General features: G+C 40.7%; 13 protein-coding genes. 7 read left to right on the top strand and 6 right to left on the bottom strand.

The genetic code is table 11. The features are described from left to right. Positions 1-372 precede the first annotated feature (372 nt). Entirely contained in the window at positions 373-1,995 is a 1,623-nt protein-coding gene (locus FRX45_RS09755) for a hypothetical protein (RefSeq protein ID WP_152268223.1), read from the top strand. A gap of 195 nt (positions 1,996-2,190) precedes the next feature. On the opposite strand, the gene FRX45_RS09750 is transcribed toward FRX45_RS09755, so the two are convergent. From FRX45_RS09750 to FRX45_RS09740, 3 genes are all read right to left on the bottom strand, one after another. Beyond that, positions 2,191-2,829 (bottom strand): peroxiredoxin, encoded by a 639-nt coding sequence (locus tag FRX45_RS09750; RefSeq protein WP_152268222.1) that lies wholly within the window; start codon positions 2,827-2,829, stop codon positions 2,191-2,193. A 151-nt stretch (positions 2,830-2,980) separates the two neighbouring features. Next, positions 2,981-3,442, bottom strand: coding sequence for a DUF983 domain-containing protein (locus tag FRX45_RS09745; RefSeq protein WP_152268221.1), 462 nt, complete (start codon positions 3,440-3,442; stop codon positions 2,981-2,983). Between the two features lie 9 nt (positions 3,443-3,451). Further along, on the bottom strand, positions 3,452-4,339 hold the full coding sequence (locus tag FRX45_RS09740) for an AraC family transcriptional regulator (protein ID WP_152268220.1): 888 nt from the start codon (positions 4,337-4,339) through the stop codon (positions 3,452-3,454). A 268-nt stretch (positions 4,340-4,607) separates the two neighbouring features. On the opposite strand from FRX45_RS09740, the gene tatC reads away from it, so the two are divergent. Together tatC and FRX45_RS09730 are read left to right on the top strand one after the other, a co-directional pair. Then, entirely contained in the window at positions 4,608-5,489 is an 882-nt protein-coding gene (tatC, locus tag FRX45_RS09735; protein ID WP_226805188.1) for a twin-arginine translocase subunit TatC, read from the top strand. A gap of 226 nt (positions 5,490-5,715) precedes the next feature. Continuing rightward, a complete protein-coding gene (locus FRX45_RS09730) occupies positions 5,716-6,186 on the top strand; it encodes an Lrp/AsnC ligand binding domain-containing protein (RefSeq protein WP_152268219.1) in 471 nt (156 codons plus the stop codon). Positions 6,187-6,393: 207 nt separating this feature from the next. Here FRX45_RS09730 and FRX45_RS09725 read toward each other — a convergent pair whose 3' ends face one another. From FRX45_RS09725 to FRX45_RS09715, 3 genes are all read right to left on the bottom strand, one after another. Further along, on the bottom strand, positions 6,394-7,491 hold the full coding sequence (locus tag FRX45_RS09725; RefSeq protein ID WP_152268218.1) for an ABC transporter permease: 1,098 nt from the start codon (positions 7,489-7,491) through the stop codon (positions 6,394-6,396). Between the two features lie 196 nt (positions 7,492-7,687). Then, on the bottom strand, positions 7,688-8,833 hold the full coding sequence (locus FRX45_RS09720) for a glycosyltransferase (RefSeq protein ID WP_152268217.1): 1,146 nt from the start codon (positions 8,831-8,833) through the stop codon (positions 7,688-7,690). Positions 8,834-8,857: 24 nt separating this feature from the next. Beyond that, on the bottom strand, positions 8,858-9,661 hold the full coding sequence (locus FRX45_RS09715; protein ID WP_152268216.1) for an alpha/beta fold hydrolase: 804 nt from the start codon (positions 9,659-9,661) through the stop codon (positions 8,858-8,860). Between the two features lie 147 nt (positions 9,662-9,808). Between FRX45_RS09715 and FRX45_RS09710 the strand changes: the two genes are divergently transcribed. From FRX45_RS09710 to FRX45_RS09695, 4 genes are all read left to right on the top strand, one after another. Then, positions 9,809-11,782 (top strand): hypothetical protein, encoded by a 1,974-nt coding sequence (locus FRX45_RS09710; RefSeq protein WP_152268215.1) that lies wholly within the window; start codon positions 9,809-9,811, stop codon positions 11,780-11,782. Positions 11,783-12,112: 330 nt separating this feature from the next. Next, positions 12,113-13,216, top strand: coding sequence for an IS1634 family transposase (locus FRX45_RS09705; RefSeq protein ID WP_152268214.1), 1,104 nt, complete (start codon positions 12,113-12,115; stop codon positions 13,214-13,216). An 18-nt stretch (positions 13,217-13,234) separates the two neighbouring features. Further along, on the top strand, positions 13,235-13,522 hold the full coding sequence (locus FRX45_RS09700; RefSeq protein WP_152268213.1) for a hypothetical protein: 288 nt from the start codon (positions 13,235-13,237) through the stop codon (positions 13,520-13,522). Positions 13,523-13,674: 152 nt separating this feature from the next. Continuing rightward, the gene (locus tag FRX45_RS09695) at positions 13,675-14,001 is read left to right on the top strand and encodes a hypothetical protein (protein WP_152268212.1); all 327 of its coding nucleotides are present in this window, start codon (positions 13,675-13,677) and stop codon (positions 13,999-14,001) included. Positions 14,002-14,173: the final 172 nt, after the last annotated feature.

The raw sequence follows: 14,173 nt of genomic DNA, 5'->3' as shown, positions 1-14,173 counted from the left end.
GGGATAAACAATCAGATTAGGGACGCAATAAAAAAACCCCACTTTCATGGAGCTTTTGAGTTGTGTCCAAAACCCTGAAAAAATATTTTCTCTAATTTATGATCATATTCTGATTAAAACAATAAGAGCTAACACTCAAAATAAATGCTGTAATGCCTTATAGCTTACCCAAAATACCTTTATTCAATTGTGGAATGAATTAGGCTTGAGTGGCTGGAATCATTCCCCGCAACTCCCCAAAATTGCATTAACTTTAACCTGCTTCGGATAATTGGTCTTTACGCAAGGTTACAACATGCCTCCTCCGGAATTTTATTAGTACAAGGATTTGTTGGTCAGCAGGCTATTTTTTCATCTTTCAAATCAGCAAAAATGAAAGCGCCTTATTTGTTCGTCCTGATATTGGCCGGCATTTCAATATCTGCCTGTAAAAACAAAAATTCTTCTACTCAAACCTCAAATATTGCCGCAATCACTGATTTGCGTAAAGGAGATATTGTGACTTGCGGCCCGGCCAAAGAACAGTTTGGCAATGTTGCTTTTGCTTTATCGGCCACACAAAAAGTTAAAGACAGCTTTAACCTCGCACTGGCCTTATTGCATTCTTTTGAATATGAGGAGGCCGAGAAAGCATTTGCCAAAGTAATTGATATGGATCCAAACTGTGCGATGGCATACTGGGGCGTGGCTATGAGTAACTTTCACCCGCTCTGGAGCCCGCCCAATAAAGCAGAAATGGAAAAAGGCGCCAGGTCCAGTGAAATTGCAGCATCATTAAAAGGCAAAAATAAAAGGGAGAATGAATATATAGACGCGATTTATGATTTCTTCCATAACTGGCAGCAACTCGACCACCGTACACGGGCAGAAAGCTATGAGAAAGCTATGGGAAAGATATATGCCACTAACCCCAACGACAAAGAAGCGGCTATATTTTATGCGCTGGCATTAGATGCCACCGCGGATCCCCGGGACAAAACTTATACGCATCAAAAAAAGGCCGGTGAAATATTAAATGCCTTGTATCCCGGTCAGCCCGATCATCCGGGTATTGTGCATTATATCATACACACTTATGATTATCCCGAACTGGCAGAAAAGGCCTTACCGGCAGCGCGTAAATATGCTTCCATAGCGCCATCATCGGCTCATGCCCTGCATATGCCTTCACATATTTTTACGCGGCTGGGATTATGGAAAGAAGCTATTCAGTCTAACCTTGCTTCAGCCGATGCCGCCAGGTGTTATGCCGCAAGTTTGAAAATGAAAGAACATCCGGGATCCGAACTGCATGCCATGGACTACTTAGTATATGCTTACCTGCAAAACGGGCAGGACAAGGAAGCAAAAACCCAGGTAGACTATCTCGGCACCATCACCGGTTCATTAACCGAAAATTTTTCAGCCAGTTATGCAACTGCGGCTATCCCGGCCCGTTATGCACTTGAACTGCAGCGCTGGGAAGAGGCTTCTGATCTGGATACCACTATTGCCGCGCTTAATACAGACAAGTATGCATGGGAGAAAGCTATTGTGCATTTTGCACGTGTGCTGGGTGCCGTACATACTGGCAAGCTTACAGCGGCCAGGGCCGACTTACAACGTCTGCGTTCTCTGCAGACTGTATTAATAAATGCAAAAGATAATTATAAAGCCAACCAGGTTCTTATACAGGTAAAAGCCGCAGAAGCATGGATCAGTTATGCCGAAGGGAAAAAGAAAGAAGCAGCCGCATTAATGTTAGAAGCAGCTAACATAGAAGATGGTACAGAAAAACACCCGGTAACGCCTGGCGAAGTAATTCCGGCGAGAGAACTGGAGGGAGACCTGTTGCTGGCGCTCGGAAAAAGCAGGGAAGCATTGCAGGCATATGAAACCAATCTGAAGCGATGTCCCAACCGGAGGAACAGCCTTAAAGGCGCAGCATTGGCCGCTGCCAGATCAGGGAATAAAGAGAAGGCAGCAGATTATAATAAGCAATTGAACGGAAGGTAATTATGCTATATCCTGACTCAAAAAACGCCCATATACAGCAACTCTATAGTGCATTAAACAAATAATGCGGAACATACTTAATTATGCTCCGCATTTGATCCTTTCTGTGGCTCCGTCTTCTCATGCTGCAATGTCTCAATTTATTCCTGCCTTCCGGTGTTGTATAAAAATTGTGCGTAAATGCAATCAAAAAAACTAATCAATAGCAGGTTGAGCTGTATACCTTAAATAGGGTTTTATTTCCTTAACTCCTTTGGGGAACTTTTTTAGTGCATCTTCTGTTTTTATGGCCGTTGATATAATAACATCGTCTCCCTGGTTCCAGTCGGCAGGGGTTGCCACACTATGTTTTGCCGTTAACTGCATAGAATCAATTACACGTAAAATTTCAAGGAAATTTCTTCCTGTGGATGCCGGATAAGTTAAAGTAAGTTTTACTTTTTTATCGGGTCCAATTACAAATACGGAACGTACCGTTGCTGTTGCTGAAGCATTGGGATGAATCATATCGTATAATCCTGAAACGGTTCTGTCGTCATCGGCAATTAAAGGAAACTCCACATTGGTATTTTGCGTTTCATTAATATCGCCGATCCATCCCAGGTGCTTGTCTACAGGATCAACACTTACCGCCAGCACTTTTACATTGCGTTTGTCAAATTCACTCTGTAATTGCGCTGTCCGTCCTAATTCTGTGGTGCAAACAGGAGTAAAATCGGCAGGGTGCGAAAACAGAACGCCCCAGCTATCTCCAAGGAATTCATAAAAATCAATGTCGCCTTTCGATGTAACCGCTTTAAAGTTCGGAGCTGTGTCGCCTAATCGTAAACTCATAGTATTGTTTTTTAATGTTCGAATAGTATAAAGAAGCAGGTTGTAAAGCTACAGCCGTATATTTTTTGATTGTGGTGTTTTATACTTCGATTATGGTACTTTTTATTTATTCTACCAAAATCATAGAGTATTTAGGCTGTCTGTTTCATCATTACCAGTTATTCTTAATGCTGTCGTTTATCCTTTCCGGTACTTCAGCCGGTTTTTCCCTCCATTGCGGATCATATCCTACAAAAAAGGACAGCCACATGGTACGGGCGAGGCGCATTAAATAAGGCTGTAATGCAACAAGGAGCAGTCCATTAAAAATTAGCCAGTAAAGCACCCTGGAATCATGAACAGATATGCCAATAGTGAAGGCCCATAGCAGGAGTGTTGCAACGCTTATGGCAATGGCCAGGCCATAGCTAACGTAGCCGGTACCATAATAAAACCCTACTTCAAGGTCAAAATGCTGGCCGCATACTCCGCATGTATTATTCATTTTCATGAAATGTTTCAGGTGATAAGGGTTAGGGTCCGTGAACATTTTACCCCGGCGGCAGCGTGGACATTGCGTTTTGGCCATGCTTACCAGGAGCGAAGGTTTTTTATTATTTAATGATGCTGACATTATTTTGTTTTAATGTTGTTTGTAATTTTTGTTTCGGAAAGCCTCCGGCGTTGTATGGGTGTATTTTTTAAAGAATTTTACAAAATAGGAGTTATCCGGAAAGTTGAGTTCCTGTGCGATATCACCTACCGATAGATCAAAATTGATCAGCAGGCGCTTTGCTTCCAGTATGATCCTGTTCCGGATCACTTCCCCCGCAGAAATACCCAGGTAATCTTTGCACAACGCATTTAAGTGATTGGGGGTGATATACAGCAAGCCGGCATAATCTTTTGGAAGCCTTATGGATTTGAAATTATCCTCAATGAGTTTTTGAAAATTGCGCAGGATAACGAAATTGTAACCTGCAGGTTCTTCCTTTATTGTTTTGGGATTGTCTCTTTCTACTATTAAAAACAATTGCAGCAATAAAGTAGCGATCATCAGTTGCGAGGACGGCTGTTTTTCAGATTGCTCATATAAAATCGCTTCAAAAATTTGTTCAGCCTGCTGCTGTGTATCTTCTTTTAACAGCAATACCTGGTGCGCTGCAATTTGATCAAAAAAAGAAAACTGGTCAATAAAATTGGAACTGATAAATAGTTGATCAAAAAAAGTGGAAGAGAAGTTTACGATATAGCCGTCTACTCCTTCATCAAAATGCCACTTGTGCACCTGCCCCGGTCGCATAAAATAGATCATGCCATTTTGAACCGGAAATGTTACGAAATCTATGACGTGTTCGCCCGAGCCTTCTGTAAAGTATACCAAATGATAGAAAGCATGATTATGGGCTACCCCAAGATGCGGATTGCTGCTGAGATATCTTTTAAACCGGTCGGCATTTAACAGGTTATTGTGTGATTTGTTGGCAACAAGGTTATGAATATCGAAAGTGGGATATATGGGTTTTGCCATGATTTGTGCTTTACCTGTACAAAGGTACCGCATATAACAGGTGCTTTATGGAAGATTAGCAGGCTTCCGTGGTACTATTTACTGATAATTGAAAAATACTGTGAATAGGGCCACCTTGAAAAAGAAAAAATTCCAGACTGGTTTTGTAACTGAATTGTTAACGCGGCTCAATAGCAGCTTTTATTTCCTGTATTGTAAAATCAGGCCGGATACAATTATGGGTAAGATCAGTTTTTTCGTTAGGTTTGCTACCTCAATTTTTAATTAATTGGCAATAGAATCACAAAGGAAATCATTTTTTAAGCGGATCAGGGGACAGCAGGATGCTGAAGACGCCGAAATGAGTTTTATAGACCATTTGGAAGCACTCCGCTGGCATATTGTTCGTTCCGTATTGGCAGTATTGGTTTTTGCCATTGCCATCTTCCTTAATATTGACTGGATATTTGACAAAGTGATCATGGGACCCACCCAGGAAGGTTTTATTTCTTACAAACTGTTTTGTGCGTTAAGTCATAAAATAGGTATGGGCGATTCTTTATGCATGCCTCCTATCGCTATGAAGATCCAGGTCACTACTGTGAGTGGTACCTTTATGTCGAGTATTTCTATAGCCGCCATAGGCGGTATACTTGCAGCATTCCCTTATTTGTGCTGGGAAGTGTGGCGTTTTGTAAAGCCCGCATTAAAAGAACAAGAGCTAAAACATACCAGGGGGATAATTTTCTGGGTTTCTTTTTTCTTTTTCCTGGGGGCTGCATTTGGCTATTTTATGCTGGCGCCCTTTACTTTTAATTTCCTGTATAATTATACACTGGGTTCCCAGCAAATACTGGATTATAAACCCATGCTGAGTGATTACCTGGATTCAATTATTGATATTACTATAGGGTCGGGGGTTGCCTTTGAACTACCAATGGCTTCATGGGTGCTGGCAAGAATGGGGCTACTCACAGCCGGGTTTTTGCGGTCTTACCGTAAGTACGCATATATAGCCTTGCTGGTGCTTGCCGCCATCATTACACCTTCGCCGGACTGGGGTAGCCAGATGATTGTTTGCGTTCCACTTTTTCTTTTATACGAGATCAGCGTTATTATTGCCGCCAGGGTTAACAAAAAGAGTGATAAGAAATGGGAAGAATGGAGTTAGCAAGTGGTGAGTAGTCAGTAGTGAGTGGTCAGAGGAGAGGTAGCAATTTGAGATTTTTCTCAGTGCACCGGGAGCTGATGCTTTCTGCCCTGTTTCTCTATCCCGGTTTCATTGCGGGGGTTGACTGAAATTCTTTTAATTTTCACTGAACGTTTTTTTACTTACAATTATCTTTTTCCTGCCTGTATCAATAAATTGTAGTATTATGTAGATAAAACAGGGTAAAATGGCGTCAAAATTAAATTTAGACAAATTAGACCTGCAGATCATATCAGCTATGATGGAAGATGCCGGGATCTCGTATGCTGATTTGGGAAAAAATCTTTCTGTATCAGGCGGTACCATCCATGTGCGCATTAAAAAGCTACAGGAAAGCGGTGTGGTAAAGGGCACCCGGCTTAACGTGGAGTTGAAGGAACTGGGTTATGACATCACAGCCTTTGTGGGCATCTACCTCGAAAAAAGCTCTTTATACGATACCGTAGCCAAAGACCTGAAAAGAATACCCGAAATTGTGCGCCTTAATTATACAACCGGCAACTACAGTATGTTCATCGAAATTGTATGCAGGGATATCACCCAGTTGCGGCATGTGTTGCATGATGAATTGCAAAAAATAAAGGGTATTGAACGAACCGAAACATTAATATCGCTGGAAGAAAGTTTTAACCGAAATGTACAGGTAGGGCCTTTATAAGTCAGGAAAGCACCAAGAACCAGAACACAAGAACCAAACATGTCCGCCGGGGCGGATAAAATTCAAATTCAAAGAGGGCTGCCAGCGGGCAGCAGTCAGCAAGCATCTACTCACCCGACCGCCAAATTTCAGCAACGGATATTCCCTGCACCCTGCAACTTGTAACGTGCCCTTCATCCCATCAATCTCAAATTTTAAACCTACACCTTACCACTTCCCCCTTACATCTAATGCATCTCTCAACCCATTGCCTAATAAATTAAAGGCCAGCACCAGCAACATAATACAAATGCCAGGCGATATGGCCAGTAATGGATTATGGGTGATGATGAAATTGTAGTTTTCTTTGATCATTAAACCCCAACTGGGCTGCGGTGGTTGAACGCCGATGCCTAAAAAACTCAGTCCTGCTTCTATAACGATAGCCGATGCAAAATTGGAAGCGGCCATTACCATTACCGGCCCCAGCACATTGGGCAGTATATGCCGGAAGATGATTCTGGTATTGGTAAAGCCAAGCGCCCTGGCAGCTTCAATATATTGCAGTTCCCGGATACTCAGCACCTGCGTGCGAATGATCCTTGCCGTGTTTACCCATAAGGTTAATCCAACGGCAATAAATACCTGCCAGAACCCCTTACCCAATGCCAGGGTAATGGCAAATACCAGCAGTAAGGTGGGCATGCTCCATACCACGTTAATAAACCACATGATGATATTATCTGTTCTGCCGCCGAAATACCCGGCAACGAGCCCCAGCACTATGCCGATAGACAGGGAAATTACAACTGCGATCAATCCAACGGCAAGGCTTACCCGCACTCCTACGATCAGGCGGCTGAGAATGTCCCTCCCGAATTTATCCGTGCCCAGCCAAAAAGTTTTATTAACCACAGGGGAAGAAGGATCAGTATTCAGGGTTTTAATAGAATAGGATTGCCGTTCTTCTATGCCTTCATCAATGTATTGCTGCACAACAATACTGTCGCCTTTTTGCTGCCATGAACGAACAGGTATATAATTATACACATCCTCCTGGCCGCTGAGTAACCTTTCAAAAATGCCAGCTTTTTCTACAGCTTTATCTTTGGGTATCTTAAGAAACCACATGCTGAAACCGGGCTTTTGTCCTCCAATTTCCAGGGTCATCCTGTTGGCGTTCGGTGAATGATCCGGGGCAAGCATATAAGCACCAAGGCCTGTTAATACGGCTAAGGCAATGATGCAAAGCCCAAAAACGGCCCCTTTGTTTTTCCGCAATCTTTTCCATGCAGACTGAAAAAAAGTAGGTGATACATTTTGCACGGCGTAAAATAAAGAAAAGAACCAAGAACCAAATGACAAGAACCAAATAAAAAACAAATCCGAAGCTGGTCCCGCACGTGCGGAACGGAAAACGATAAACTCAACATTGAAACGGACAGACCCTGCAACTTGTAACCTGCAACTTATGCAGGCGGTCTGACGCTCCTTCGTCGCGTACCGACCACCACATCCCTACTCACCTCACTCTCCTTCCTTTCCATTTATAACTGCCGAAGCTGCCGAAAAAACCGGCTATAGCGGTATAGGCTATATGCAATGGTTGAAACAAAGGAAACCACCGCATTAAGTGTCGAAGATTAAAATACTTCAATACGCCTGTTACAAAGTTCCATTCAATAAGTGTTTTATAGCAAACAGTCACTGCAAAAAATAATAACCAGCCAGGCTGTACTATGCTTCCGGCCAGTAAAATAAAAAGGCTTAGGTTAATGATATATACAAGCGCAAGAACAAACACAATACGCTTGTCTTTATACTGCCCGGTTTTGCTGGCCCATCGTATCCGTTGGTTAAAAAAGGCTTTCCAGCCAGGGGCAGGTGAAGTTTCCACGGTAGCCTCTCTTGCTTTGAGGTAAGCAATTCCACCCGGATATTTGCTGTATATTTTTTGCATGAGCAGCATATCATCGCCGGAAGCAATATGATCAATGTTTTCAAACCCTCTTACTTCATTGAAAATTGTTTTTTCATAGGCAAGGTTGGCGCCATTGCACATGCTGTGAAATTTTTTATATACGGAAGCTGCCGTTATGCCCTGCAGAATGGCAAAATCTATGCTTTGAAAAACAGAAAGTAGTGAATTATGGGGTTTTACTTTAACAGGCGCTACGATGAAAACCGCTTTGCTGTACTGGTGAAACGCGGCAATCGTTTTAATCCAGTCTTTATGAAAAGTGCAATCCGCGTCGGTAGTAACAATCAGGTTGCCGGTTGCCGCCCGTATGGCTGTTTCAATGGCTTTTTTCTTAAAGGCAATGTAGCCGGCGTCAGTACCTGGTTGTTCATGGAGTGATATGAGTTGGATGGCTTCTTTGCTGTATTGCTTTACAATACCGGCAGTACGATCGGTTGAATGATCGTCCACTATAATAATTTCAAGCAGTTCTTTTGGATAGGATTGCTGTAATAAAGATAGGATACATTGTTCAATTACAGCTTCTTCATTGCGCGCCGGAACAATCACCGAAATTTTTTCTGCAGCAGCAAAATCATTTGCTGCATTGCTGTCGAAATGGGGAACCTGTTTCCACGCCTGGTGGTAATAACGTATCAGGAAATAATAAGCGCCCAATAAAGCAAGGCTTATGATAAATATTATCATGCGCACAAATTAGGGCAAATTGTGTTACTGTAATAAAGCCGCTATAGCCGCTGTATTTTTTTCGTGCAACATCCTGTGGCCGCAGGGCAGGATATGCAGCGTACAGAGATCTTCCATACCTTTTTTAAAAGAACTGCCTGTAGTATGGCGTATTACCCTGTCGTACCGGCCGTATATTAAAAACGCGGGTGTGCTGTTTTTTTGAATAAGCGCTTTTATATTTTTTGCAGCAGGTCTTAATTTTCGCATGGTGGTCCATATCGTATACAATTGTATTCGTTTGTCTTCCTGGTTGAGGTACTGATGCACATAATTATATACGCCTATATTGATCATGCCTGTACTTTTAAGGGCTTTGGTAACCGTAAAAAAAATGCCCGGCTTTTTCATAAAGTATTTGAACAGACGGTTGCCCAAAGCGGTTTGCGTTGCCAGCCAGTACCAAAAGTTAATTTTTAAACCATCCGAGGCCAGTAGTATCAATTGTTGTATGCGTTGTGGGATTAGCTCATATACAGATAATGCAACTCTTCCGCCCATGCTGTATCCCGCCAGTGAAAAAGATCGTTTGTGCAGCACCGGTATATTATCAATAATACTGATAATATCTTCTGTTGTGCACATCATTCCTTCATTCCAAACTGTTTTTCCGTGCAATGGCAGATCAATAGCTACGATGGTATATGTATCGCCAAGCTGGCGTGCAAGCGGAATGAAGCTATCAGCGTTTTCACCAAAGCCATGAAAGCACAGCAATGTTTTTTCACCTGTTCCAAACTGGAGGTAATGGATATTGGAGTATTTGTATGGAATAAAGGTTGACCGCATTGACCGATATCGAAGCCAAATAGAAAGTAAGTCCAAAAATAGGTGAGAATTAGAGAATATCCCCACATTAGGTACCTGCTTTAAAATATAATAATATTTTTTATATTATGGATATAATAATATATTTATATAATAAAAATTAATTGCATGAAAAGTTTTATTATTATATTTATTTTTTTTAACATATGTCTTTCTGCCAAAGGGCAAGTTACATATAATGTAAATGCAGCAGGCGATTATACGCATGAGATATGCCCTGGGGTGGATGTCATTTTAAAATTCAATTTTACTTATCCTTTAAGTAACACTATTAGTTCAACAAATGGACTGAAGGGGATAACGATTGTATCTAATATCCAATCTAATAATACAGCAATCGTACGATTTTCCGATAAAAAAGAACCCCATGAATTTAAAGTATATGACATTGCCTGGCATACCACTACTAATCCTTTTGTTTTTAAGAGAATTAAAACCCTGGATGGGATAAGGCCAGAATGGCCTGCTCCAGTCCCTTCCTGGATTACGCCATTTCCTCTGGGACCTAACCCTACATATAACGATGTCCTAAATTCTGCGTCACCTGCAACTGCTTGTGCAACGACCAGTTTCACTTATTCCGGGCCTGACTTAAAATACAAAGATGCAAATGGTAATGCCTTCGGCACATTTCCTATGCATCAGTATGAATGGCTGCCGCCTAAAGGTTGGAAAATTAATGGGACTATTTGCGATGGAACAAATCCTATTGGCACCACTTCTCCTACAGCGACTATTGTCCCGGATCCTTTAACTGGCGGTGAAATAAGGATGCGTGCAAAAAATGATTGTGATCAGGTTAATCTTAAGAAAAGTGATTGGTATCGAATATTGCTTTCTGGTAGACCCCCTTTAACTTTGTCTGTTAATGGCGTAAATCCAATAACAATTGCTTGTGAGGATCAAGCTACCAGGACTTTTACCATAGCCAACACTTTACCATATACTTGTATTACAAGTTATATTTGGACAGTTGGCGCTAATTGGTTACTTCCTAATGGAACGCCAGCGCCTTCTACAATAACAACAACAACTCCTTCTTTAGCTTTAAAACCTGTCGGTAATGCTGCGCCCGGCGTTATTTCGGTAAAATTCAATATAAATGGAACTCTTAATGCTAATACGCAGTTGTCATGTTCAACTTTATTTATAAATAATCCACCGCCTTCTTTTTCAATCTCTGGAGAAAATGCAATTTGTTCAGGGCAAAAATCCTTCTTTGTAGTTAGCTCTAATACGAATACAACATGGAACTTAAACTCGCAACCAGCAGGAATAGTTACCTATAGTATCAATGGCAACAATATTGTAATAAGTAGGGTACCAAATATGAGTGGGATCTTAACCTTAACATCAACTATACAAAATGCATGTGGAGCACAAAGAATATCTGCACCGAAGACTATTAGCATCGGTACGCCTAACACCCCCTCCTTATATGCCTTTTGGGATAATACTGTCAAAATACGAGTAATTGCAGCCGAGGTTCCCGGCGCAAGGTATCGTTGGTTTATTAATGATGTATTTGTGGCTGAAACTTCTGATTATAATACATCTATCCCAAGTCGGATTGGATATTATCCAGATGGTTGTACAAGAACCTTTGATGTAGGGTTGGATTTAGTGACGAGTTGTGGTACTTCTACCGTTTTACAGAGAAAGTATTATTATCTTGGTATGCCACCATGTGATGGTTCTGGTGGAGGGCATAGGAAATCATCCGATACATCATCTGAAGCAAACTCAAAAGATACTTCCAACAATAAACCCATTAATGATAAATTGGTTAACGCTGAATATAAAATTAGCATTGCACCAAATCCTGTCGCAACAAATTTGAATATTTCAGTATACCGGAATATACTACCACCAATAGATAACGTAGATAACGGCCAAGCACCAAATATAATTAAAGAAATAATTTTGCTGGATCAAATAGGAGTTATAAAGAAAAGAATTAAATGTGGAGAAGGAGTTAAAAATGTAAATATGAATGTTCAAGAATTTATTCCTGGGATATATTTCCTTCGAATATTTGATGGGGAAAAATGGACGAATCACAAGCTTTTAATAGGAAGATAGTTTGATGTAGTGTCTACTGTTTTATTACTACTTCACGGAGTGCTTCAATTCAATTTTGAGGCACTCTTTTTTAATATACTACTTCGTTTATCTAAAACATAGCAAATACTTACACCTGGGAATACCTATAACATTCCACAGTTCTCATACATGTATTAGAGATTTTAACCCACATTGCAGCTAAAACTATTATTTTTTATCATTTTTCATGATTATTTTGGTTTTTAATTTCTGAAAGCCCTGCTACTAAAGGGTTTTGTCTTTTAGAAATGGTTTGTAGTACACAGGGGTGTGTTCGTAGACCAACAGCTATTTTTAGCTTTGTGTTCAATGTATTTAAAAGCTTCATTCAGACACAATCCCGCCATCAAGGATATTGCTGCTTACTACCGGCTGGTAGAAAGTTATCGTAACGAATTCGATAGGGTTTGCCATAAGACGCTTTTAAATATTGGCTTTTGGGCAGATGCTACCAGATCGCAAAAAGATAAAGTAGTTGACCATCTTAATGAAAGATATAAAAACGAATTAGCCCTTTTTGAAGAAACAGATGAGCAAGTAGCGGAATGGGTAAATAGGTTTTGGAAGGAGATGATTGCAAAGAAAACCATCGACCGTAAAACGATGGAAGAAAAACACAGGCTGGTAAAAGTTAATACCATAAAACATAAAGAAGCCAAAGAGATAGGTACAGAATGGATATGTGCCAGCACGTGGCATCAGCTAAAACTTACTGAGCTATTTGAAAATCTCGGCTGGAGTGAAGAAAAGGTGCAATTAGCCATGACACAAGTGATAAGCAGGGCAGTATATCCAGGCTCGGAACTGGCAACCGGCAAATGGATAAAAGAAAATTCGGCGGTCTGCGATATTACCGGTTATGATGCAAATAAAATTACCAAAGACAAACTTTACCAAAGTGCTTTAGATGTATATCAACACAAAACAACCATCGAAAAACATTTATCTACCACTACCAATGAACTCTTTGATCTGCAAGATAGAATAATGCTGTACGACCTTACCAATACTTATTTTGAAGGCAATAAACGCAATAGCCAATTAGCAAAATATGGCCGCAGTAAAGAAAAGCGCAGCGATGCCAAATTGGTTGTATTAGCAATGGTCATCAACATAGAAGGCTTCATCAAATATTCGGCTATCCACGAAGGGAACTATGCCGATACAGCAGACATCAAAACACTCATAGAAAACCTAAGCAGCAACACCAGTACAGCAGCAAGGTCAATAGTGGTAATGGATGCAGGCATAGCCACCGAAAAAAACTTAGCCACTTTAACCCAACAGGGATACAAATATGTGGTGGTGAGCAGGGCAAAAATAAAAGACTACCAGCCAGTGCAGCGAGGCAAGGAAACCTATTTGCTTACAAAATCGAAAAAAATAATAAGGCTGTCATTGGTGCAAAGTTAAAAATATACAGACAGCTTTTTGAAGGTAGAAAGCCCAGCCAAAGGAATCAAAGAGCAAGGCATTAAAAACAGGTTGGAGCAGGGTTATGAAGAACGATTAAATTTAATAAAACAAGGTTTAAGCAAACCAAGGGGCATAAAAAAAGCAGATAAAGTGCAGCAAAGGATTGGCAGAGCCAAACAAAAATATCCGTCCATCCATGATCTATACAACATCATCCTTGATATTGACACAGCTACCAGGATAGTAAAAAACATTTACTGGCAAAAGGATGTAGTAAAAGCCCAGGAAGCTAATAAAAATTAGGTGTCTATTTTTTAAGAACAAATTTAGAGGATACAGATGAAGCCTTAGAATGGATGATTTACAATATGATCCGGGAGATAGAATCTACCTTTAGAATATTGAAAACGGATTTAGACCTGCGCCCCATTTATCATAAAAATGACACCTCAATCATGGCGCACCTACATTTAGGCTTACTGGCCTATTGGTTGGTAAACACCATACGTTATCAGCTAAAACAATCGGGCATCAATGATGATTGGAAGGAAATAAAAAGAAAAGCATCCAGACAAAAATCTGTGCTGACAACAGCGCAAAACAGTTACAATAAAATGATACAAATTAAGCGATGCACCGAACCAACCGAAGACCTCAGACAAATCCACAATGCCCTAAAACAACAAAAATCAAAACCCTTTAAGCAAATCAAATTTGTAGTACACAAACCGCCACCCAACAAAATTGAAATCCCTGCTACCGCTGAACTTGGCTATGGTTAGCTGCAATGTGGGTTAAATTGCAATGATCTTGCTCTGCTAAGCCCTCTTGCTACCAAATAATGTAATGTAATCCGGACGAACAAAAAACATAGTTTAAAAAAAAGAGGCTGTCGTTAATGACAGCCCCTGGTTTCCCAAAAGGATTATAATTTTCCTGATGCGTTTCTCTTAA

This window comes from Agriterribacter humi, assembly GCF_009192765.1.
GTDB classification, from domain to species: domain Bacteria; phylum Bacteroidota; class Bacteroidia; order Chitinophagales; family Chitinophagaceae; genus Agriterribacter; species Agriterribacter humi.
This window is presented reverse-complemented; position numbering and strand designations above follow the sequence as displayed.